This is a genomic window from Lederbergia citrea (assembly GCF_018343525.1).
GTDB lineage: Bacteria > Bacillota > Bacilli > Bacillales > Bacillaceae_C > Lederbergia > Lederbergia citrea.
Genome location: NZ_JAGYPH010000001.1, coordinates 1,726,246 through 1,748,294, shown reverse-complemented (window position 1 = coordinate 1,748,294; position 22,049 = coordinate 1,726,246). Strand labels below are relative to the sequence as shown.

The following is a 22,049-nucleotide window of genomic DNA, read 5'->3' as shown; positions in this document are numbered from 1 at the left end:
GTTTCTCTTTTATATTGTCTACACATATGGATCAAAAATACTTGGTTTATCTAGAAATGGTGCAACAACATTCATTTCTTCTAAAGTGAATGGATGTCTGAAAGATAGTTCGCGAGCATGAAGCGCTAGGCGAGGGAAAATTGGATTTCCCCCATATAGTATGTCGCCTGCAAGAGGATGACCGCTATCGCTTAGATGTACACGAATTTGGTGTGTTCTTCCAGTCTCTAATTTACACTCAATTAAAGTTAGTTGCTCCATAGGAAAGTTTTTAATGACTCGAAAATGTGAAATAGCAGACTGGCCACTTTTGGAAACTCTTCTCCTTGTTGGATGGTGCCGATCACCACCAATTGGTTTGTTAATGGTTTTCTCTTTATAGGGAATGATCCCTTCCGCAAGTGCCCAATATGTACGGTTGATTTTTCTTTCAAGTAGCATCTTATCTAATACTGCATGGCTCAAAGCATGTTTTGCAAATAGGACTGCTCCAGTTGTATCCTTGTCAAGACGATGGACATGGCGTACTTTTCGAATGTCCCCATGCTTTTGTAAATAAAATGCTACTGCATTGACGAGCGTATCTATATCTGCTTGTTCGTTTGGATGTGTGGCCATTCCAGCAGGTTTATTTACAATTAACAGATGGTCATCTTCAAAAAGAACTTCAAATGGAAGGGGGGCTGGATGATCCCTCATCATTTTGTCAATGGGTAGCGAGATTGTAAGGATATCGTCCGGTACTAAACAGTCAGTCCAATTAACGGTCTTTCCATTTACTTCTACCGCCTTGTCCATCCTTAACTCGTGAACCAGTTTTTTCGGGGCCTGCCATACAGAGCGAAACAGATCTTGAACAGCTGTCCCTGACCATAGCTTATTAATAATAATTTGAATTTTTTCGTTATCCGGTTGTTTTGTCATTACATCAAGCCTCCACGTAAAAAGTTTCTTGATTTTCCCATGATTTTTGGATGCGAACGTATGGTATCCTTATTGTATTATCTATAGAGATATCGAAAATGGCAAAAGGCAGGTTTATAACATGAAAGTTGTTTATGCATCAACGGAGCAACAGGAAGAAAAACTTAATCATTTAATTTGCAGCTTCTACTCTTCTGTGTTTCCGCGCTATTTTAATGATCAGGAAATTGCTGGATTTCTGGAAATGAAGATATTACATGTTCCGGCGAATAAGGAAGAGCAATTATATACGCTTGAAGTAGCATTTCAGGCGATTGCAAGTCTTCAAGTGATCATTTCCATCTTGGAAAGGCCTCATCCTCATGAGAATTCCCATTATTATGCCAGCTTAGTTAATAAAAATATTAATATTTTGGAACGTTCCGGTCTATTTTTCCCTTTTACATATGATAGTTTTTTCTCTCGTAAAAGGACAAAGATTGATGATGTTTGTAGTATTTATACAAAGCCAACAAACGAAATATTAATCTGAATACATGAAACCCCCTCTATCCGGAGGGGGTTTCATGTATTCACCACGTTTATTTCACATTTTCATTGAAATACGTTTCGAATTCTTCCTTTGTATGAGCTCCAACAATACGTGATTGCTCTTTTCCATTTTTAAAATGGACAATTGTCGGTGTATATTCAATCCCGTAGTTCCTTCTTCCCTCTGGAAATTCCTTAAGATTAAATTGAAGCAAATTGATATCAATCTTCTTAGCGATGGGGTTCACAATTGGAGTAGTCTGCTTGCAAAAAGAACAGTCAGGACTATAAAAGTAAACGGTCGTATCATCTCCGCTCTTAAGCTTTTTCTCAAGCTCATCAGGCAAAATGATATTTTGATATAAAGGATCATTCAGCTGGTCAATTGTCTCAGGGTGAAGACTTGCTTTTTTATATATATTTCCTTCGGCTTTTTCGTTTTGCTGGACTTTCGTAATAACAGCAATTGCAGCGAAAAGACCAATAATGACGACTAAAAAAATGATAACTTTTTTCATCGGTTTTCCTCCTTGGAACGTTTGAGAACGATGGTGCTCGTGGAAAATATGATCATAAATGCAGTTAAGGAAAGAAACGGGATCGTAATGAACCCAAGCCAATTAATATATTGTCCATTGCAGGGAACGGTGCCGCAAGCAGGAACTTGATTGGCGAAAACAGGAATCTTTTGAATAAGGTAATGATATAAGGAAGCAAGAATACCCAACCCCGAAAAAACAACGGAATATAGCGATGCGTTGTAATCTTTTTTAACTACGGCAATGCCGAGGATAAGGACGAGAGGATACATAATAATTCGCTGATACCAGCACAGTTCACAAGGTGCAAACTGGCGGATTTCAGAAAAATACAAGCTTCCCAAAGTGGCGATGACGGAGACTGCCCATGAAAAAAACATTAAATTATCACGTATATCGCTTTTTTTATCAATCATTTTTTACCTCACATATCTCCGAAAAGTCCATTTTTATTATCGGGATTTGATTCTTATCCACCTCGATTATAGTATTAAGACAATATGAATGGAAATTTCCACACTGTATTTCACAAAACTGTAAAATTTAATGTAAAAGGAGTTTTTTTCATGTCCAATAAGCTAGATCTTGCTCAATTTGAAAAGAAAATGATTATTAGGCCGATGGAACATAGAGATATCGATGACATATTAAAATTACAAACGTTCTGCTTTCCCGGTATGGAGCCGTGGACAATTGATCAGCTTGAAAGTCATCTGGAAATTTTTCAAGAGGGACAGATTATTGCGGAGTTTGATGGTGAAATTATCGGTTCATGTTCCAGTCTGATTATTAACTTTGATGAATATGATGATCGCCACACATGGGATGATGTAACAAATAATGGTTACATAACTAATCATCATCCTGATGGCTATAATCTTTATGGTATAGAAATAATGGTCCATCCGGATTTTCGCCGCATGAAAGTTGGGCATAGGCTATACGAAGCAAGAAAAGAGCTTGCCCGCAAGTATAATTTGAAAAGTATCATAATTGGTGGACGAATCCCTAATTATCATAAATATAAAGATGAAATGACTGCCCGTCAGTACGTTGACGCGGTTTCCTGGCACCAAATATATGACCCTGTACTTTCATTTCAGCTAATTAATGGATTTACGCTCATGCGTATCAACCCCAACTATTTGCCAGATGATAAGCAGTCCAATAAATATGCGACCTTGATGGAGTGGAATAATGTCGATTATGTTCCGCTAAGTAAACGCCATTACAAGACAAGTTATCCCGTCCGTATTTGTTCCGTCCAATATATGATGAGGCAAATTAGTTCATTTGATGATTTTGCCAATCAAGTTGAATATTTTACAGATGTGGCATCCGATGCTTCAGCTGACTTTGTCGTATTTCCCGAAATTTTCACTTCTCAGCTTATGTCGTTCTTAAACGAAAAAAGTCCGTCTTTAGCTATTCGGAAATTGACAGAATATACGGAGCAATATATTGAGCTTTTTACAGATTTAGCTGTTCGATACAATGTAAACATTATAGGTGGATCCCATTTTGTTGACGAAGGAGAGGACATTTATAATATTTCCTACCTATTCCGAAGAGATGGGACAATAGAGAAACAATATAAGATTCATATTACACCAAATGAACGATTATGGTGGGGAATTAGTCAAGGGGACCAAGTCCAGGTTTTTGATACGGATTGTGGAAAGATTGCCATCCAAATTTGTTATGATATTGAATTTCCTGAGCTGGCCCGGATTGCTGTCGATAAAGGGGCAAATATAATTTTCACTCCTTTTTGTACCGATGATCGACAAGGTTATTTACGTGTCCGCTATTGCGCGCAAGCAAGAGCAGTCGAAAATCAAATTTATACAGTGATTTCTGGCACAGTCGGCAATTTGCCGCAAACTGAAAATATGGACATCCAATATGCTCAATCTGCTATTTTTGCACCGTCTGATTTTGAATTTGCACGTGATGGAATTGTTGGAGAAACAAACCCAAATATTGAAATGGTTTTAATTGGAGACGTCGATTTAGAGGTCCTGCGACGACAAAGGCAAGATGGAACTGTAATGCAATTGAAAGATAGAAGGCGAGATATATACGAGGTTGTTTATAAAAAGTGAAAATTTAAACAAACCTAGATTTCATACTAAAGTATTAGAGAAAATTCAATCAAAATGCGAATAAATTTAAGCGGTCTTCTTTTGTATAATAAATAGAGAGAGATAGCTGGAGGGGTTTTCGTGAAGAGTGAGGAACTCGAAAAAAATTCCAATTTACGGGTGCTGAAAGAAATAGCGGAATTGCTTAATGAGGGAACAGAAATTTCTCCACTGTTGTCCGGAGTGTTACAAAAATTACTCCAAGTTACTGGAGTGACAACTGGCTGGATATTCTTAATTAGTCCGGATGGACGCCATACGGTTGCGTCTGCTAATCATCTGCCCCCTGCCCTTGCTAAGAATGGCTGTGAGCCGCTTCGAAAGGGTGGCTGCTGGTGTATTGAGGGCTTTAGAAATGGAAGCTTGACAAAGGCATCGAATATCATTGAGTGTCGACGAATTGAAAAGGCAATTAAACAAAATGAAGGCGGTACGGACGGGATTACTCATCATGCAACGATTCCTCTTCAATCCGGCGAAGAGGTGTTCGGACTTCTGAATGTCGCTGCACCAGGAAAAAAGCAATTTAGCCGTGATGAACTGGCGCTTTTGGAATCTGTTGCACTGCAAATTGGATCGGCCATTAAAAGGATAAGATTGACAAAGAAAGAACAGGAAGTAGCGCTTATAGAAGAAAGAAATCGCCTTGCCCGTGATTTACATGACTCGGTTAATCAGCTCCTATTTTCCCTCACATTAACAGCCCGTGGAGGAGCGGAGATGACAAGTGATGAAGTAACAAAAAATACATTTCGTAATATTCAAGGGCTTGCTCAGGAAGCTTTGACGGAGATGCGTGCTTTAATTTGGCAACTCCGTCCAAGCGGATTGGAAAAAGGCCTAATACAAGCAATTAAAGGATATGGGGAAATGCTTGGACTGAATGTTAGTACAAAGCTTTCGGGCGTGCTTGCATTGCCATCTCTAGTTGAGGAAGCTTTGTGGAGAATCAGTCAAGAAGCGTTAAATAATAGTAAACGACACTCTGGACAGGAACATGTGCATATTTTCATTAAAGTTATGCCATGTGAAGTGCTGCTAATAATCAGTGACGACGGTTGCGGTTTCCTATATGAAAAGGACAGAACGCTTCCCACATTCGGAATTGAGAGCATGCGAGAACGTGTGGAAGCACTAGGTGGCACGTTTCGTTTAAATAGCGATCCTGGAAAAGGAACAACAATATATGTGGCAATGCCTTATTAGGGGGGAGAAAATGGCGATTAACGTTTTAATTGCAGATGATCATCATATAGTCAGGCGAGGGCTGATCTTTTTCCTTCAAACGCAAAAAGATATAAAAATTGTTGGAGAAGCAAAGAATGGCCAAGAAGCCGTAGAGCTTGCTGCCGAACTTCAACCCGATGTTATATTAATGGACCTCGTTATGCCGGTCATGGATGGCATTGAGGCCACTCAAAAAATTAAGGAAAGATTCCCAGATATTGAAATTATGATTCTTACCAGTTTTTCAGATCAAGATCATGTCATCCCAGCAATTGAGGCAGGAGCATCGGGATACCAATTAAAAGATATCGAGCCTGATGATCTTGCCACGGCAATTAGAAAGCTTGCCGACGGAGAAAATACGCTGCATCCAAAAGCAACAAATTTGCTAATGACACGTGTGAATCGCGTGAATACTCCTAATAATTTGCTTGCCGCATTAACAATAAGGGAAAAAGAAGTATTAACTGAAATAGCCAAAGGGAAAAGTAATAAAGAAATCGGAGCCGATTTAAAAATTACCGAAAAAACAGTGAAAACACATGTTTCAAATATATTTATGAAATTGGAAGTGTCAGATCGTACACAGGCAGCCCTTTATGCAATTAAAAATGGTTTTGTTAAACCTTAGTATCGCTAAAATTGTCTGCCTAAACAGCAAGAAGCAAAGGAGCGAAAATACATGAATGTTTTAATTATAAATGGAGGAATGCCAAGAGGCGGAAGGACAGAGCTCATTACACGATTTATAGCTAGTGAATATGGCTTTAAATACGAGGATATCAGTGCAGCGAATCTTCCGTTTTTAACCGGTGAACCTGATCAGTGGCAGCTACCTGAAGTGGTTGCTTTTAAGGAAAAAGTAAGTGCCGCTTCCGGCATTATTCTAATTTCACCTGAATACCATGGCGGAATGACCGGTGCGCTCAAAAACACATTAGATTTTTTGACGAGCGACCAGCTTGCCCATAAACCTGTCGCATTACTTGCTACGGCAGGTGGAGGAAAGGGTGGGATCAACTGTTTAAATAATATGCGAACAGTGATGCGCGGTTTTTATGCGAATGTTATCCCGAAACAGATTGTGCTTGATCCAGAATGTTTTAATTACGATGACGGTACACTTTGGGAAGAATCCAGGATATTAGTTGATGAAATGGTTCACGAATTGAAAATGTATACAAAAATGTCCGAGCAGCTGATACCCCGAGTTATCTTGGATTAATGCCTAAAAAGCTGTCCCATAAAGTCATGGGACAGCTTTTGGTTAAATAGAGATAACGGGATCTTGGTTTATTTTACTGACATTTCCGGTTGCAGTATTTGCATGATCCAAATAGCGGAGCAAAGAATAAAGCTGCCGCTCAATGACCGAGTAGTCACGTGAAAATTGGTAAGCGTGCAGAAAGTGTTCAATCTTTTTTGATAATATATGGTCTTTCGTTCTTACCATTAGCACAATTAAATTATCCCATTCCGAGCGATGGGTATAATATAGAGCACGGTCGTAATCCACAATATTCATTTTTAGCCCTCCTTTAGGAGTTGCTTTTAGTATTTGCTAACTCACAAATAGGCTGCGGTGTAAATGTTGGCATTCACTATTCATATTGCCTTCCTCTTTTTACATGAATATATAGCGGAATAAGGAGGTATCTTAACTTTTACATAAGAAATCTGATGACTTTTACATGAATGCCTCTTTTTCCACATACATTGTGGTAAAAAGGAGGAATCGCCATGAACGCGGATGCAAAAGCATTGGAATATGCAATCAGTGAAATCACTGAAGTTGCTAGCGGATTGGGGCTCGATTTTTATCCAATGCGTTATGAAATATGCCCTGCTGACATCATTTATACATTCGGGGCCTATGGGATGCCGACTCGTTTTTCTCATTGGAGCTTCGGGAAACAGTTTTTCAAAATGAAACTTCATTATGATTTCGGTTTAAGTAAAATTTATGAACTGGTGATCAACTCCAACCCTTGCTACGCTTTTCTTCTCGATTCTAATTCGCTCATTCAAAATAAGCTGATTGTTGCGCATGTGCTTGCACACTGTGATTTTTTCAAAAATAATGTACGGTTTCGAAATACTAAACGTGACATGGTGGAAAGTATGGCGGCTACAGCGGAGAGAGTCCGTGAGTACGAAATCGAATACGGCAAGCAAGAGGTAGAGGATTTTCTAAATGCGGTGCTTGCCATTGAGGAGCATATTGATCCATCATTACTCCGCCCTTCATTAAACTGGAATATGGAAGACGAAGAATGGGAAGAAGAGGTTCCCTCCGCTACCGAATATGATGATTTATGGTCGCTTGATGAAAAAGGAAATCAAAAAAACACGAGGAAAAAACGAAAAAAGCAATTTCCCCCGCAGCCTGAAAAAGATATTATGCTATTCATTGAACAATATAGCAGGGAGTTATCTGACTGGCAGCGTGACATTATGACGATGATTCGTGAAGAAATGCTCTATTTCTGGCCGCAGTTAGAGACGAAAATCATGAATGAAGGTTGGGCTTCATACTGGCATCAAAGAATTCTGCGGGAATTGGACTTAACAAGTGATGAAACCATAGAATTTGCAAAGTTAAACGCGGGCGTCGTGCAGCCTTCTCGCACAAGTATCAACCCATATTATCTTGGAGTTAAGATTTTTGAAGATATCGAGGAACGATGGAATAACCCTGATAAAGAAATGAAGGAGCAGGGGGTAGAGCCAAATTCGGGTCGTGAGAAAATGTTTGAAGTAAGGGAAGTTGAATCAGATATATCATTTTTACGAAACTACCTCACGAAAGATTTGGTGCTACGCGAGGATATGTACTTATTTCAAAAACAAGGTCGTGATTACAAAGTTGTCGATAAAGAATGGAAAGAAGTGCGCGACCAACTTGTGAATATGCGAGTAAATGGAGGCTTTCCTTATATAACGGTCAATGATGGGGATTATATGAAAAATGGCGAGCTATATTTAAAACATTGGTATGAAGGTGTCGAACTTGACTTAAAATATTTGGAAAAGGTATTGCCATATATATATCAGTTATGGGGAAGACCTACCCATATGGAAAGTGTTGTTGAAAACAGACCAATGATGTTTAGCTTTGATGGCCGGAATATGCAGAGGAAATTTCTTTAACAAAAGCGTAGGCGCCTTGCTCAGCCCCGACAAGCAAATGTTCTGAGACAAGAAAAGTCCGGTTTTGACTTTTATTGGCTCAGGTTATTTGACCTCGAGGGGCTAGGCGCTGAAGCTGGACGAGAACAAAAGCGGCAGCGCCTTGCTCAGCCCCGACAACAAAGCACGATATGCTAGCTAAAGCTGTCATATCGTGCTTTTTCTAATTCTCCTGTTTGGAATTTCGATATGCCATAAGAGTTGTTTTCATGGATGCGTACACGCCTACCGCAGCATTGCCGTAGAAAAACCCCATAAAAATAGCACCCCAAAAATTAAATCTGTGTGAAATGAAAAGAGCAAAGATTAATCCGAAAATATTTGCAATTGTTGGGATAAAGACTCTGGAAACGGGAAGTAAGAGCTTTATAATTTGAGTCAGAATTAATACCGCCGGAACCGCAATGATTGCGTCCCAAAAGTTTGTATGGATGATGGGGAAATGTTCCAATTCAATACCACCTATATGTATTTTTTTTTATTATCCCCTCAATAAAAAAAAATATGAATGATTTTTCAATAGTAAAGAAGCGTCCTAAGACGCTTCAATTACTGCTTAGTATACAAATGCTGTACCAACGATAATCAACAGAATAAACAATACGACAATCAACGCGAAGTTCATGCCATGTCCATGTCCTACGTGTCCACTCATAAAACGCCACCTCCTTAAAGGTTGTAATACATTTTATGTAAAACCATAACTTTTTGAATGGGACAAAAAGCTAGAAAAATTCAGGATGTCTTTAATTGGACGGGAATAGATTAAACTGAGTAATTGTAAGCAACCATTAGACGCACAGAATTTTGACTCTCACCTCACTGATGTTATAATATTAGGAAAATTGGTACAGATAGAAAAACAATTTAAGGGGAACCAAATGTCTGTTAAATTTGTAAATAATCAGGAAAGGAAGATTGGAATTATGGCCTTAATTCAAATGAGCTTCAAATCGAAAGCGTTATTAATGCAAACGTCAGTAAACATTATTTTGCCAATGGGAACAAATAGGATTGATTTTGAGGGTACTAATGATTTCACGTATGAACATAAAAAATTTCCGGTTTTATATTTATTACACGGTGCAACAGACGATCATTCTTGTTGGCTCCGTTTATCGTCGATTGAGAGGTATGCAGAAGATAAAGGAATAGCTGTTGTCATGCCAAACGCCGATATGAGTGCCTATAGTGATATGGTTCACGGGCATAAATATTGGACATACATTAGTGAAGAGCTCCCCCAATTTTTACAAGCGGCATTCCCAATATCAGATAAAAGAGAGGATACTTTTGTAGCTGGCCTGTCGATGGGAGGATACGGTGCATTTAAACTAGCTCTCAGACATCCGGATAGATTTGCAGCTGCAGCTTCGTTATCCGGCGCTCTTGATTTAGTAGGTTCCCTTAGAAAAGGTGAAAGCAGTTTATTTGATAATGTGTTCGGTGACCCGGAAAAAGTAGATAATAGTCAAAATGATATTCTCTTTTTAACTAAGCAACTAGCTGAAAGCAATGGTGTAAAACCGCAATTATTTCAAGCCTGCGGAACAGAGGATTTCCTTTATGAGGATAATGTAAAATATAAAAATTACGCAAATGAATTAGGCGTTGATTTAACATATGAGGAGGGTCCGGGAGGCCATGAATGGTCTTACTGGGATACGAATATTCAACGTGTGTTAGATTGGCTCCCAATTGAAAGCAATAAAGTTGTAAGTGTGGAGTAAATGTTAATTACTTTGAGAAGGGGCTGTCCAGAAGGTCATTTGTACTGATTTTCTGGACAGTCCCTGATGGTATAAAGAGACAAACATACGAAGCGTCCATGTGGATAGGGAGGAAGAAAAAGATTTCCTTCTTTTAATAGTTACTTTATACTAGGTAGTTTTAAAAAAACAGGAGTTAAGGTGGATTTATTGCCCAAATCATTTAATGTATGATTAAAAGAACAACAAGTTAATAATTTCACAAAAATGTAAGCGTTATCATAATAATTCAAGGAAAATGGGGGATGAAAGGTTGAAAGTATTCTTTAGATTTACATTAATGTTTGGAATTGTACTCATGTTACATTCTATCATGGGTAGTACAAGTGAAGCTGGATCCACAAAGTATAAAAAGAAATTTGGTCAAATCGAGCGAGTAGATGTAATCTCTGAAGTTCTACCGGAAGGTGAAAAGGTAGTTGCTGTTGCCATAGAATATAAAAAAGAGATTAATAGTAAGTCTTTATCAGCTTCGACTTATGAGGTCAACGCGTTACACGGGGAGAATGCAGCAAGCAGGACCATTACAAAAGTTTATGCAAACACGGCTCCGGAGCTAGATGTGCAAGGAAAGAATGGGAAGTATGTCATAATTGAATTGGATACAAACGATCCTATTGCCGGAACATTATTTTATGATGTTAGGTCGGGAATCAATACTAGATTAGCTCTTGAATATACAGTTACTCAAGAGAAAGCGATTACTACGGCAATTGGAAATCAAGTACCATCCACACCAAATATACTTGTTAACTCAGGTGAGATTAACCTTGTAGTTGACGAATTTTCAAAAAGAAGCATTTCTGATGAGAAGGGTAACTTTTTAAATTATCGACTTTTCGAACCCGATACCAACAGAGAAAAGCAGCCATTAGTCCTTTTCTTGCATGGCGGAGGAGAACGTGGAGTAAGCAACGATGTACAGCTTTTAGCTAACAGGGGAGCAATCAGCTGGGCGGATCCTGAACAGCAAGCTAAGAACTCGGCATTTGTAGCAGCCCCGCAGGCAGCAATTAATGACAGGTGGACAAGTGAGGTAAACATAAGTTTGTTACTTGATCTTATAGAGACACTGAAGGAAGAGTATCCAATTGATCCAGATAGAATTTACGTCACAGGTATATCAATGGGTGGAATGGGAACTTGGTCGCTCATTCAGGACCATTCAGATTTATTTGCTGCTGCCATACCTGTTTGTGGTACGGGAGATATGAAGAAGGCCGGGAATTTAGTGAATTTGCCAATTTGGGTATTGCATTCAGCGGATGACGCAACTGTTAATGTCAGTGGATCTAGAAATATGATCAATGCGATTGAAGCTTCTGGAGCAACAGTTACTAGAGGGGAGTATGCAGGAAATCTGGAACGTCAAGCTGCAAATCAAGCTGCCCAACAATTATTGAACAAAGCATTGGACAATGATAGTCATACTCTTTATACGGAATTCTTGAGAGGGACAACTCCAATTAATAGTCATTTCTCATGGATCCCAACGTATGAAAATGATATTGTGAAAGACTGGTTATTCACCAATGTAAAAGGCCAATAATTTTTTTTAGGCTAATCCTAATTAATTATAGTATTAGGATTAGCCTTATCTTGTTATGTAATCTATTTTGCCTTAAATATCATCAACCATCCTAAAACGACAAGCCCAAAAGAAATATACCCTGCAATCCTAGTGGGATGTTTTTTATCTTTGCCAAATGATTCGAAAACTCTTGACGTCATATCTAAAAATAGTAATGTTCCTACCCCTATTAAAACTCCTGCCCAAACGGATTTCTCCGCCAATTGAAATAAATCCAGTAATTTTGAAATGAAAATAATCCATACATATCCAAGAAAACCATGTAGGATAACTGAATAGATAATCGTTAAATTTTTCACCTAGGTCCACCTCCAAATGTATCATACCATCAATATCAAATTTTATTATTGAAATAATGGCATGTACAAGCCTTTTTTCTACATAGAATGGATTATTAATAAAGGGGGTTAATCCTAATGAACATTATCGATCTTCATTGTGATGTTTTATATAAATTATGGGAGACAAAAGGAAAGCTGGATTTCCAAGATGCGAAGGAACTTGATGTAAATATGCAACGGTTGAAAAAGGGTAAAGTGAAGGTGCAATGCTTTGCCATTTTTATTTCACCAGAACTGAAGGCGGAGGAAAAATGGCAAGCGGCACTTGATCAAGTTGATTATTTTTATACAGAAGTCCTTGGTAAAAACAAGGACATGAAACAAATTAAAACTTGGACGGATATCAACCGCTTGCAGCCTCACGAAATTGGTGCGCTACTCACACTCGAAGGTGTCGATTGCATTGGAAATGACTTACATAAGCTGAATATTTTATTTCATCTCGGCGTTTTGTCTGTTGGACTGACATGGAATAATGCAAACTTGGCGGCAGACGGTGTTGGTGAGCCTCGTGGAACAGGGCTGACAATGTTTGGGAAGGAAATAGTACAAATTAATAATCGAAAAAAGGTATTCACAGATGTCTCTCATTTAAGTGAATGGGCCTTCTGGGATGTAATTGCAATTGCTAATTATCCGATAGCTAGTCATTCGAATGCGAAAGCCATCTGCAATCACAGGAGAAATTTAACCGATCAGCAGGCAATGGCAATTTTTCAGAAAAATAGCATGGTCCATGTGGTTTATTATCCGGAGTTTGTCACTCAAAAGGAACAAGCCACAATTACAGATTTGATTAGGCATATTGATCACTTCTGTTCATTGGGAGGTGTTGGGCAAATCGGTTTTGGGTCAGACTTCGATGGAATTTCCTCACATATTTTAGGTCTTGAGAATGCCTCAAAACAGCAAAATTTAATTAATGAACTACTTAAATACTATTCTGAAGATCAAGTAAGAGGATTTGCTGGGGAAAACTTTTTAAGAATGATAAAAAAGTACCGTTTTGCGTTATAACAAAAACTTTGGGACAAAGAAAGTAAAAAGCATAAAAAATAGAAATGAGCGCCTGGTTAAGCGCTCTAAGAGGTATTACCCATATTCTCTTAATACATTTATATCATTTTCCGTAATACATGTGGTGGTGATGGGGGTGGACATAGTGCATAGAGTGTGGGTGAATTCCTTGATGCTGAAATTGAGTCTGGTCTATCCCATAACCGTGATGATGCCAATGGTGGTGCATTGGATGAACATGATGGTGCATTGGATAGGCATGGTAACCATGAACATGAGGATGCATTTAATCAACTCCTTTTGTTTTTTTATTCTATACACCATATGTCCAAAGAAAAAACATGAAACCTAATATTAATAAATGGGTGAATGTCTATCCTCTATTTTCATTCCAAACCAACTCTATAAGGAAAACCAAAAACCTTGACATTACCATAGTTGATAGCAAATAATAGTAAACAATCGAATAATTTTATCCTTCGGGGCAGGGTGAAAATCCCTACCGGCGGTAATGAGACACTATGTCTCTCAGCCCGTGACCCGGCTCAACGAGTTTTTTGAGACGGTGGATTTGGTGAAATTCCAAGGCCGACAGTGAAAGTCTGGATGGGAGAAGGAAATAACGTCATGTTGATAATTGGTAAAATGGCACATTTTTTTAGTGTGTCAAAATACCAAAAAACAACTAAAGACGGCTTATTAAGCATTGCATTTTTCAGCCCCGAGACAATTGTTCTCGGGGCTATTTGTTTTGTATTGAACTGAAATTGCTGTTTTTCCTATGTTAAAAGAAAGGAGCTAGGAATGGCTACAAAAGAAATGTATATGAAACTGGCACTAGAGATGGCAGAAGCTGTGGTTGGGCAAACGAGTCCAAATCCTACTGTAGGTTGTGTGGTTGTCAAGGATGGCATAATCATTGGCATGGGCGCTCACATGAAAGCAGGAGATGCTCATGCGGAAGTAAATGCATTGAATGATGCGGGCGATGGGGCAAAAGGAGCGGATTTGTATGTGACGCTCGAACCTTGTTCCCATTACGGAAAAACACCTCCTTGTACGGATCTGATTATTGCCAAACAAATCCGAAATGTTTATATCGCATCATTGGACCCAAATCCCCTCGTTTCTGGCAGGGGAGTAGAAAAGCTTCTTCAGGCAGGAATCAATGTGAAGACGGGGATTTGTGAAGATGAAGCGATAAATTTAAACAAATATTTCTTTCATTATATAAAAACGAAGAAACCATATGTCACATTAAAAACAGCAGTCACACTTGATGGAAAAACAGCAGCAACTAGCGGAGACAGTAAATGGATTACATCTGAAGCTTCCCGATTGGATGTTCATGAATACAGGCATAAACACGATGCGATTTTAGCAGGAATCAATACGATTATTCGAGATAACCCTCATCTCACCACCCGATTGCCCCGAGGTGGAAAAAATCCCATTCGAATAATATTGGATACTCATTTGGCTATTCCTTTGAGTTCTAACTTATTAATTGATAAACAAGCCCCGACGATTATTGTTTGCGGCAGTGATGCAGACGGGGAAAAGCAAGGAAAAATTGAACAAACGGGTGCAACCGTTAAAAGGATGGCACAAACGAAGATTGAAATGAGTGATTTGCTCCAATGGCTTGGTGAAGAACAAATCACGTCACTATTTGTAGAGGGCGGAAGCACAGTTCACGGATCATTTTTGGAAAGTGGTTTTTTTCAGGAAATCATTATGTATATGGCGCCGAAACTTCTTGGCGATAGTACGGGTTTTCCTGCCTTTGGCGGTGCAAAGAAATCTTTGATGGCTGAAAGCTATCCATTACATTTCAAATCAGTTGAGTTAATTGGGCCAGACCTAAAAGTTGTAGCGATTCCGGCTAAATGCGGGGGTGATGAAGATATTCACAGGCATCGTTGAAGAAATCGGTACGATTACAAAAATTGAACGAGGAACAACATCACTGAAACTAGTGATCTCGTGCGAAAAGATTCTCAAGGATATTCATTTAGGTGACAGTATTTCAGTTAACGGTGTGTGTTTAACTGTGGCAGAATTTAACAGCCAATCCTTTAAAGCCGACGTCATGCCAGAAACCTTCATGGCAACTGCACTTAACAAGCTTTCTTCAGGAAGTAAAATTAATCTTGAACGCGCCATGGCTGCAAACGGCAGATTTGGAGGGCATTTTGTAAGTGGCCATGTAGATGGAACTGGGACGATTATTGCTAGAAAGAACAAAGAAAATGCGTTGTATATGACAATTCGTCTGCCTGAATCATTTTCTCCTTTTTTAATCGATAAGGGGTCAATCGCCATTGATGGCACATCACTGACATTATTCGAGGTGGAAGGGCAGGACATCACGATATCGTTAATCCCCCATACACAAGAGGAAACAGCACTTGCCTTAAAAAGTATTGGTGAAATAGTAAATATCGAATGCGATATGCTGGCGAAATATATCCATCGCATGATAAAGCAACCCGATAACGCGAAAAAAAATATCACGCTGGATATGTTGTCTGACAACGGGTTTATCTAGTTTCGAGGTGAGAATATGTTTGATTCAATAGAAAAAGCACTGGATGATTTAAAAATGGGAAAAGTGATCATTGTCGTTGATGATGAGGATCGGGAAAATGAAGGGGACTTTGTGGCACTTGCTGAAAAGGCTACTCCGGAAGTAATTAATTTCATGGTGAAAGAAGGAAGAGGACTTGTATGCGTGCCAATTAATGAAAACAAAGCTGCCCAACTAAATTTACCGATGATGAGTGAATTGAATACGGATTCTCATGGAACGGCCTTTACCGTAAGTGTCGACCATATTTCTACACATACAGGCATCAGTGCATTCGAACGCTCGGAAACCATTATGAAACTCGTTTCCGAGGATGCCAAACCTGAAGATTTTAAACGCCCTGGGCATGTTTTCCCTTTAATAGCAAAAGAGGGAGGAGTCTTGAAACGAGCTGGTCACACGGAAGCAGCTGTTGACCTCGCCATAATGAGCGGGGCGAAACCAGCCGGTGTCATTTGTGAGATCATGAAGGAAGATGGCAATATGGCTAGAGTTCCGGAATTAAGAGAAATGGCCAATCAATTTGGACTGTCTATGATCACAATTAAAGATTTGATTTATTACCGAAGTTATAAGGAAGTGCTTGTTCATCGAGAAACGGAAGTATCATTGCCCACTGAATTCGGAAACTTTAAAGCTGTCGCATATACAAACCGATTGGATGATAAAGAGCATCTGGCGCTCGTAAAAGGAGAGATTTCTGCCGATGTTCCTGTAATGGTCCGCATGCATTCCGAATGCTTGACAGGAGATGTGTTCGGGTCTTGTCGATGTGACTGCGGCCCTCAGCTTGAAGCTGCATTACGGCAAATAGAAGCAGAGGGCACCGGGGTCTTGCTTTACCTGAGACAAGAGGGAAGAGGCATTGGGCTCATGAACAAGTTGAAGGCTTACAAGCTTCAAGAAGAGGGATATGATACGGTACAGGCTAATGAAAAGCTTGGTTTTGCTGCGGATTTACGTGATTTCAGGATTGGTGCCCAAATTTTGAGGGAACTAGGTGTCCAAAAAATCCGTTTATTAACGAATAATCCGCGGAAAATTGCCAGCTTGGATGCATCAGGGTTGGAAGTGGTAGAGCGGCTTCCGATCGAATTTTTGCCAAAGAAAGAGAATGAACAATATTTAAAAGTAAAGGCAGAAAAAATGGGACATATGCTGACATTAATTGAGGAGGAAAATGTAAATGAATAATATATATGAAGGTAATCTTGTAGGAACCGGCTTAAAAGTAGGGATTGTCGTAGGCCGCTTTAATGAATTTATAACAAGCAAATTATTATCAGGAGCTGTCGATGCTCTTAAGAGACATGGTGTTTCAGAAGATGACGTTTCTGTTGCGTGGGTGCCGGGCGCATTTGAAATCCCGTTAACAGCAAAAAAAATGGTTGAATTAAATCAATTTGATGCAGTTATTACACTTGGGACAGTCATTCGCGGGGCAACCCCTCATTTTGATTATGTCTGTAACGAGGCAGCAAAAGGTGTAGCAAACGTTGGAATGCAATCAGGGATTCCGGTTATTTTCGGTGTGTTGACTACTGAGACGATTGAACAAGCAATCGAAAGAGCAGGAACAAAAGCTGGAAATAAAGGTTGGGAAGCAGGTGTCAGTGCGATCGAGATGGCAAATCTATACCGTACGATGAAATAAAAAAAAGGGCCGGAATGGCCCTTTTTTTATTCCTTGTCTTTCATAGCTGCTTTTAATGCATCAGCCAAGCTATTACCAAATGATTCTTCTTCGCCGGAATATTTCTTCAGCAGCTGGCGTTCTTCTCGTTTTGAGACTGCCTTTTTTTGCTTATCTGCTTTTTCAACGAGATTACAGCGTCGGCATTGAAAGTATGTTCCTGCCTTTCCGTTGTGAATCTCCATTTTTTTACGGCATTGCGGACAGCGTCGATTCGAAATCTTAGGATCTTTTCTTTTTCTAAATCCACATTCACGACTCGAACAAACAAGTACTCTACCATCTTTCCCTTTTACTTCTTTCATGAGCGATGAACACTCTGGGCATTTAGACCCTGTAATATTATGGGCTTTGTACGTTTTATCGCTCATTTTTATTTCGGATACAAGTTGTTTTGTCTGTTTTCGAATATTTTGCAAAAACACGTCTGATTTTCCTTTGCCCCGCGCAATTGCCTCGAGATCTGCTTCCCATTTAGCTGTTAACTCAGGCGATTTTAACTCATCATTCACCAATTCAATCAATTGTTTTCCTTTCGGAGTAGGGTGAAGACGGTTGTTTTGCCGGTCAATTACTTCCGAACTAAGCAACTTTTCAATGATATCCGCTCTCGTTGCTGGTGTTCCAAGTCCATACTTTTCCATGCGCGCCAATAAATCTGCTTCATTAAATCTTTGCGGTGGCTCTGTCATCTTTTTATCCATGCGGACGTCCTTAATCTCGAAGGATTGCCCGATCTGCATGTTAGATAGCTGTTTTAATTGATGGTCATCCTCACCTTTTCCAGTGACGGACTTAAATCCATTTTCTATTACAATCGATTCTTTGGCGGCGAAGAATTCTTCCGCAACTTGAAAACCTACTTGAATTGTTTCAAATCGGTAGGCTGGATAAAATAGGGCAAGGAACCTACGGACAATGATATCGTACAGTTTTCGCTCATCGGGAGAAAGATCCGCCAATATTGGTCGCTCATCCGTCGGAATGATTGCGTGATGGTCGGTCACTTTATCATTATTAAACACTTTTTTAGCCATTACTTTTCCTTTTTGTCTAACGGCAGGCTGGACCTCTTCCTTATACGCTGACTGAAGTGCTTGTATGCGATCAATCATTGTACTTTCCATATCACTCGTCAAATAACGCGAATCCGTTCTTGGATAGGTGACAAGTTTATGCTGTTCATATAAACCTTGAAGTACATTGGATGTTTTCTTTGCAGAAAAACCGAATCTACGGTTTGCATCACGCTGAAGCTCAGTTAAATCATATGGAAGTGGCTGTGTTTCCGTTTTTTCTTTCCTTTCAATCGATTTAACGATGGCTTGTCTGTTTTTTATCTTATCTAAAATATTTACTGCTTTTGCTTCATCAAATACTCTTTTTTCCCCTTTTTGAGAGGGGGCCTCCCAGAAAGCTGTAAGCGGACCAATTTTTGCTGGAATGGTCCAATATTCTTTGGGAATGAAAGTTTGAATTTCTTTTTCCCGCTCTAATATGAGGGAAAGAGAAGGGGTTTGAACACGACCAGCAGAGAGTGGATCATCGTATTTTGTCGTGAGTGCTCTTGTTACATTTAAACCAATGAGCCAATCCGCTTCCGCCCTGCATACCGCTGATTGATAAAGTGAATCGTATTGTTTAGCTGGTTTTAATTGATTGAACCCGTCTTTAATCGCCCGATCTGTCTGAGATGAAATCCAGAGTCTTTTTACAGGCTTATTCCAACGAATTTTTTCTAATATCCACCTAGCGACAAGCTCACCCTCACGCCCAGCGTCTGTGGCAATGATCAGCTCTTGCAAATCGCTACGTTTTGCAAGCTGTTGAATCCCTTTAAATTGCGATGTAGTCTGCTTAATGATTTTAAGACCCATCCGCTCCGGGATTATTGGCAAGTCTTCCATTTTCCAAGTTTTATATTGGAGATCATAATCCTCCGGCATCTTCAGCTCTACCAAGTGGCCTAGAGCCCATGTAACTACATATTTCGGCCCTTCGATATAATGTTTCTGTTTATTGTTACAACCGAGCACTCGAGCTAACTCGCGGGCAACACTCGGTTTTTCAGCGAGAACAAGTGATTTCATATTTAATAACTCCTTCCAAACGAACAAACTTCCCTCTTAATTATAGCTAAAAGCCATGAATGAGTAAAAGAAACATTTTATTACAAACGTCCATACATATTTTGTAATCATGAATAGACTATGATGCAAGATTGATTTACCGTTTATCTATTCTGGAGGTGAGGCATAATGTGCGGATTCTGCGGTTGCTCCGGCGGTTACGGTTACGGTGGCTATGGCGGAGGCTATGGCATGGGTCGAAACTTTGCGCTAATCGTTGTATTGTTTATTCTATTGATTATCGTTGGTGCGACTATTATTAATTAACAAAAGCGAAATTAATGGAAAATTGGGGGGGAGAGAAATTTTATAGGTTTCTCTTCTCTTATTTGTTTTAAATAAAAAAAACCTCCATTTTTTTGAATAAAATGAGGTTTCATTAGCGTATCGTTTTTAATGAAATTTCCAATCCCTTGACATTTTCTGCAATGATATCGCAAACTTCCTGGTATTTTGCCCATTTTTCTATTTCCGATTTACTCGTTTTTCCTGGATCTGGAATGTTCCATTTAACAAGCTTACCCTTATAGAGGGCAGGTATAGAAGGTTCAATCTCATTATAAAAGTCATAGATAGCAATCACACAAGTAGCTTGTTCCAATAGTTGGTTGCTAACTAGCCGAGAGGGTTTATTGGTGAGGTCTATATTCACTTCATGCATTGCTTTAACACTAAGAGGGTCTCTTTGGACAACACCCCATCCGCAGCTAGTAAATTTCCAATTATCCAGGCTGGACTTTTCCGCCCAAGCTTCAGCAATAGCGCTTCTATTATGGTGTGGGGAAAGGAAATATAATAGGTTTTTTTGCATGTCATTGATGTCCTTTCCTGAATCATTTCATTATTCTATACCCATTAATTCAATAACTATGCACTTGTCATGAATAGATGTAAAAAGTAAGACCCTTTTGAATAGTAATTAGAACAAAGGGCCTCTAGCTTGATACATTTTCCTTAGCATTTGTTAATGGAAGAATAATCGTAAATGTAGTCCATTCATCATCGGAATCGCAAAGTAATTGTCCCCCATGTTTTTCAATAATTTCCTTACAAACATATAAACCAAGCCCTGTGCCGGTTTTTTTAGTCGTAACAAAAGGCTCAAAAATATTAGTTAATAAGTAATCTGGAATTTTTGGACCGGTATTAGATGTTTTCAAAATAATCGATTGATGGTCACGATAGCCTTTAATTTTTATGACGGATGATTTATCCTGATCCGATAAAACATCTAAAGCATTAAAAATGATATTAATAAGAACCTGCTTAATTTCTTCTATGTAGCCTTTTACATATAAATCATCATCTAGTTCCTGCTCAAGTTCTACATGTGCTTCAAGCAGCCTTGGATAGATAAAAGATGTAATTTGTTTCATAAGGTCATTGATGGTAAATAAAGACGCCTTTTGATCGATTAATTCCTTTTTTGAAAGCATCAAAAATTGGGTAATACGAAATTTCAGTTGATCCAGTTCCCCTGAAATGATATCCATATAAGGAAGTTCGGGATTTTCAGAACGAAGCAGTTGTACAAATCCATGTACAGTTGTCAAAGGATTTCTGAATTCGTGAACAAAGCTTGAAGTCATCTGTCCGAGCAAAGTAAGTCGATCTTCATGGCTTTCATGGCTATATCGGTTCTTTTCTTCAATTTGGCGATCTTTCGTATTGCTATAAGAACTGACAGCATGGAATAAAAAGCAATCGGTAATTTCGGAAAATTCAAGGAAGATTGGTCGGAGATTTTCCCAGTTTTCTTCGAATTTAGCAAATTCCACGAGTACTTCCCTTTTAGCTACATTTACATTATAGACAAAAAATCCGATATTGTAATTTTGATTTACTCTTATGTCGGCGGTCTCTATGGCGTTTTTTTCTAAATAGCTTTTCATTTCGTGGTCTGGTAGAGAAAAAGCATGAAGTAGCACTTCAATTAAGAATTTTCCGTCTCTTTCGATGGTATTTCGAATATTATGGTCGGAAGGTATCATGATCTTGTCTTTCCACCTGGCAAAAATGGTGTCTTTCCTTGAATGAATAAAGGATAAAATATCAATTTTGAGCTGGTTCATCATTTCACCTCATTTTCTATTATATCAATTATTTCCTGAAAATCTATGAAATGTAAAAACTGTATAAGATATATATATTAACTTCTTATACAAATATGATAAAATAATCGCTAATTTTTGATTTAGGTGTCGGATACCATAAATATACCCAAAATTATACAACTTTCGCAAACAAATAAACAATATCTGGTTACCATTTTCCTATATCTCGTTTTTAGTTCTTTTTCCCCGGATAGCAACATCGAAACCTACTGATATATGCCTATGTTTATTTGTAGATAAGTCGTCTATAA

At 38.9% G+C, this 22,049-nt stretch carries 25 protein-coding genes and 1 riboswitch; of the genes, 15 read left to right on the top strand and 10 right to left on the bottom strand.

Going from position 1 to position 22,049, the window contains the following annotated elements; translation table 11 throughout:
* Nucleotides 1–18: 18 nt before the first annotated feature.
* Nucleotides 19–924 (bottom strand): RluA family pseudouridine synthase, encoded by a 906-nt coding sequence (locus KHA88_RS09050; RefSeq protein WP_213096240.1) that lies wholly within the window; start codon nucleotides 922–924, stop codon nucleotides 19–21.
* 121 nt (nucleotides 925–1,045) lie between these two features.
* Between KHA88_RS09050 and KHA88_RS09045 the strand changes: the two genes are divergently transcribed.
* A complete protein-coding gene (locus KHA88_RS09045) occupies nucleotides 1,046–1,456 on the top strand; it encodes a DUF5365 family protein (RefSeq protein ID WP_213096241.1) in 411 nt (136 codons plus the stop codon).
* A 49-nt stretch (nucleotides 1,457–1,505) separates the two neighbouring features.
* Here KHA88_RS09045 and KHA88_RS09040 read toward each other — a convergent pair whose 3' ends face one another.
* Together KHA88_RS09040 and KHA88_RS09035 are read right to left on the bottom strand one after the other, a co-directional pair.
* Nucleotides 1,506–1,973, bottom strand: coding sequence for a thioredoxin family protein (locus KHA88_RS09040; RefSeq protein ID WP_213096242.1), 468 nt, complete (start codon nucleotides 1,971–1,973; stop codon nucleotides 1,506–1,508).
* Nucleotides 1,970–2,410, bottom strand: a complete 441-nt coding sequence (locus tag KHA88_RS09035) for a disulfide oxidoreductase (RefSeq protein WP_213096243.1) — start codon at nucleotides 2,408–2,410, stop codon at nucleotides 1,970–1,972. The genes KHA88_RS09040 and KHA88_RS09035 overlap by 4 nt, the downstream gene beginning before the upstream one ends.
* A 150-nt stretch (nucleotides 2,411–2,560) precedes the next feature.
* Here KHA88_RS09035 and KHA88_RS09030 point away from each other — a divergent pair, with 150 nt between their 5' ends.
* The 4 genes from KHA88_RS09030 to KHA88_RS09015 all read left to right on the top strand — a co-directional run bounded on the left by KHA88_RS09030 (nucleotide 2,561) and on the right by KHA88_RS09015 (nucleotide 6,590).
* Complete coding sequence (locus tag KHA88_RS09030; protein ID WP_213096244.1) at nucleotides 2,561–4,099, top strand: bifunctional GNAT family N-acetyltransferase/carbon-nitrogen hydrolase family protein; 1,539 nt, start codon at nucleotides 2,561–2,563, stop codon at nucleotides 4,097–4,099.
* A gap of 120 nt (nucleotides 4,100–4,219) precedes the next feature.
* Nucleotides 4,220–5,344, top strand: a complete 1,125-nt coding sequence (locus KHA88_RS09025; RefSeq protein WP_346729022.1) for a GAF domain-containing sensor histidine kinase — start codon at nucleotides 4,220–4,222, stop codon at nucleotides 5,342–5,344.
* A gap of 10 nt (nucleotides 5,345–5,354) precedes the next feature.
* On the top strand, nucleotides 5,355–5,996 hold the full coding sequence (locus KHA88_RS09020) for a response regulator (protein WP_213096245.1): 642 nt from the start codon (nucleotides 5,355–5,357) through the stop codon (nucleotides 5,994–5,996).
* A gap of 51 nt (nucleotides 5,997–6,047) precedes the next feature.
* On the top strand, nucleotides 6,048–6,590 hold the full coding sequence (locus KHA88_RS09015; RefSeq protein ID WP_213096246.1) for an NADPH-dependent FMN reductase: 543 nt from the start codon (nucleotides 6,048–6,050) through the stop codon (nucleotides 6,588–6,590).
* 42 nt (nucleotides 6,591–6,632) lie between these two features.
* Here the strand turns inward: KHA88_RS09015 and KHA88_RS09010 are convergent, their stop codons facing one another.
* Nucleotides 6,633–6,890 (bottom strand): YhdB family protein, encoded by a 258-nt coding sequence (locus KHA88_RS09010; RefSeq protein ID WP_213096247.1) that lies wholly within the window; start codon nucleotides 6,888–6,890, stop codon nucleotides 6,633–6,635.
* 215 nt (nucleotides 6,891–7,105) lie between these two features.
* On the opposite strand from KHA88_RS09010, the gene KHA88_RS09005 reads away from it, so the two are divergent.
* Complete coding sequence (locus KHA88_RS09005; protein ID WP_213096248.1) at nucleotides 7,106–8,515, top strand: SpoVR family protein; 1,410 nt, start codon at nucleotides 7,106–7,108, stop codon at nucleotides 8,513–8,515.
* 202 nt (nucleotides 8,516–8,717) lie between these two features.
* On the opposite strand, the gene KHA88_RS09000 is transcribed toward KHA88_RS09005, so the two are convergent.
* Both KHA88_RS09000 and KHA88_RS08995 read right to left on the bottom strand, forming a co-directional pair.
* A complete protein-coding gene (locus KHA88_RS09000) occupies nucleotides 8,718–9,005 on the bottom strand; it encodes a hypothetical protein (protein ID WP_213096249.1) in 288 nt (95 codons plus the stop codon).
* Nucleotides 9,006–9,110: 105 nt separating this feature from the next.
* Nucleotides 9,111–9,209, bottom strand: coding sequence for a YjcZ family sporulation protein (locus tag KHA88_RS08995; protein ID WP_213096250.1), 99 nt, complete (start codon nucleotides 9,207–9,209; stop codon nucleotides 9,111–9,113).
* Between the two features lie 271 nt (nucleotides 9,210–9,480).
* Between KHA88_RS08995 and KHA88_RS08990 the strand changes: the two genes are divergently transcribed.
* Together KHA88_RS08990 and KHA88_RS08985 are read left to right on the top strand one after the other, a co-directional pair.
* A complete protein-coding gene (locus tag KHA88_RS08990) occupies nucleotides 9,481–10,284 on the top strand; it encodes an alpha/beta hydrolase (RefSeq protein WP_213097776.1) in 804 nt (267 codons plus the stop codon).
* A 292-nt stretch (nucleotides 10,285–10,576) separates the two neighbouring features.
* On the top strand, nucleotides 10,577–11,872 hold the full coding sequence (locus KHA88_RS08985; protein ID WP_213096251.1) for a prolyl oligopeptidase family serine peptidase: 1,296 nt from the start codon (nucleotides 10,577–10,579) through the stop codon (nucleotides 11,870–11,872).
* Between the two features lie 62 nt (nucleotides 11,873–11,934).
* Here the strand turns inward: KHA88_RS08985 and KHA88_RS08980 are convergent, their stop codons facing one another.
* Entirely contained in the window at nucleotides 11,935–12,213 is a 279-nt protein-coding gene (locus KHA88_RS08980) for a hypothetical protein (RefSeq protein ID WP_213096252.1), read from the bottom strand.
* A gap of 117 nt (nucleotides 12,214–12,330) precedes the next feature.
* Here KHA88_RS08980 and KHA88_RS08975 point away from each other — a divergent pair, with 117 nt between their 5' ends.
* The 6 genes from KHA88_RS08975 (at nucleotide 12,331) to ribH (ending at nucleotide 17,516) form a co-directional block, all read left to right on the top strand.
* Entirely contained in the window at nucleotides 12,331–13,272 is a 942-nt protein-coding gene (locus tag KHA88_RS08975; RefSeq protein ID WP_213096253.1) for a dipeptidase, read from the top strand.
* 156 nt (nucleotides 13,273–13,428) lie between these two features.
* Nucleotides 13,429–13,617 carry a hypothetical protein gene (locus KHA88_RS08970; RefSeq protein ID WP_213096254.1) on the top strand — a complete coding sequence of 63 codons (189 nt, stop codon included), beginning with the start codon at nucleotides 13,429–13,431 and terminating at the stop codon, nucleotides 13,615–13,617.
* 126 nt (nucleotides 13,618–13,743) lie between these two features.
* Nucleotides 13,744–13,894: riboswitch (FMN riboswitch) on the top strand.
* A gap of 182 nt (nucleotides 13,895–14,076) precedes the next feature.
* Complete coding sequence (ribD, locus tag KHA88_RS08965; RefSeq protein ID WP_213096255.1) at nucleotides 14,077–15,198, top strand: bifunctional diaminohydroxyphosphoribosylaminopyrimidine deaminase/5-amino-6-(5-phosphoribosylamino)uracil reductase RibD; 1,122 nt, start codon at nucleotides 14,077–14,079, stop codon at nucleotides 15,196–15,198.
* Nucleotides 15,179–15,823 carry a riboflavin synthase gene (gene ribE / locus KHA88_RS08960; protein ID WP_213097777.1) on the top strand — a complete coding sequence of 215 codons (645 nt, stop codon included), beginning with the start codon at nucleotides 15,179–15,181 and terminating at the stop codon, nucleotides 15,821–15,823. The genes ribD and ribE overlap by 20 nt, the downstream gene beginning before the upstream one ends.
* Nucleotides 15,824–15,838: 15 nt before the next feature.
* Nucleotides 15,839–17,056, top strand: coding sequence for a bifunctional 3,4-dihydroxy-2-butanone-4-phosphate synthase/GTP cyclohydrolase II (locus KHA88_RS08955; RefSeq protein ID WP_213096256.1), 1,218 nt, complete (start codon nucleotides 15,839–15,841; stop codon nucleotides 17,054–17,056).
* A complete protein-coding gene (gene ribH / locus KHA88_RS08950) occupies nucleotides 17,049–17,516 on the top strand; it encodes a 6,7-dimethyl-8-ribityllumazine synthase (RefSeq protein WP_213096257.1) in 468 nt (155 codons plus the stop codon). Before KHA88_RS08955 ends, ribH begins: the two co-directional genes overlap by 8 nt.
* A gap of 26 nt (nucleotides 17,517–17,542) precedes the next feature.
* Here ribH and KHA88_RS08945 read toward each other — a convergent pair whose 3' ends face one another.
* Nucleotides 17,543–19,645 carry a DNA topoisomerase III gene (locus KHA88_RS08945; protein WP_213096258.1) on the bottom strand — a complete coding sequence of 701 codons (2,103 nt, stop codon included), beginning with the start codon at nucleotides 19,643–19,645 and terminating at the stop codon, nucleotides 17,543–17,545.
* Between the two features lie 168 nt (nucleotides 19,646–19,813).
* Here KHA88_RS08945 and KHA88_RS08940 point away from each other — a divergent pair, with 168 nt between their 5' ends.
* Nucleotides 19,814–19,951: a YjcZ family sporulation protein gene (locus tag KHA88_RS08940; RefSeq protein WP_213096259.1), complete on the top strand. Its 138-nt coding sequence runs from the start codon at nucleotides 19,814–19,816 to the stop codon at nucleotides 19,949–19,951.
* A 112-nt stretch (nucleotides 19,952–20,063) separates the two neighbouring features.
* Here the strand turns inward: KHA88_RS08940 and KHA88_RS08935 are convergent, their stop codons facing one another.
* Both KHA88_RS08935 and KHA88_RS08930 read right to left on the bottom strand, forming a co-directional pair.
* On the bottom strand, nucleotides 20,064–20,495 hold the full coding sequence (locus tag KHA88_RS08935) for a low molecular weight phosphatase family protein (protein ID WP_213096260.1): 432 nt from the start codon (nucleotides 20,493–20,495) through the stop codon (nucleotides 20,064–20,066).
* A 124-nt stretch (nucleotides 20,496–20,619) separates the two neighbouring features.
* Nucleotides 20,620–21,756 (bottom strand): histidine kinase N-terminal domain-containing protein, encoded by a 1,137-nt coding sequence (locus tag KHA88_RS08930; protein ID WP_213096261.1) that lies wholly within the window; start codon nucleotides 21,754–21,756, stop codon nucleotides 20,620–20,622.
* Nucleotides 21,757–22,049: the final 293 nt, after the last annotated feature.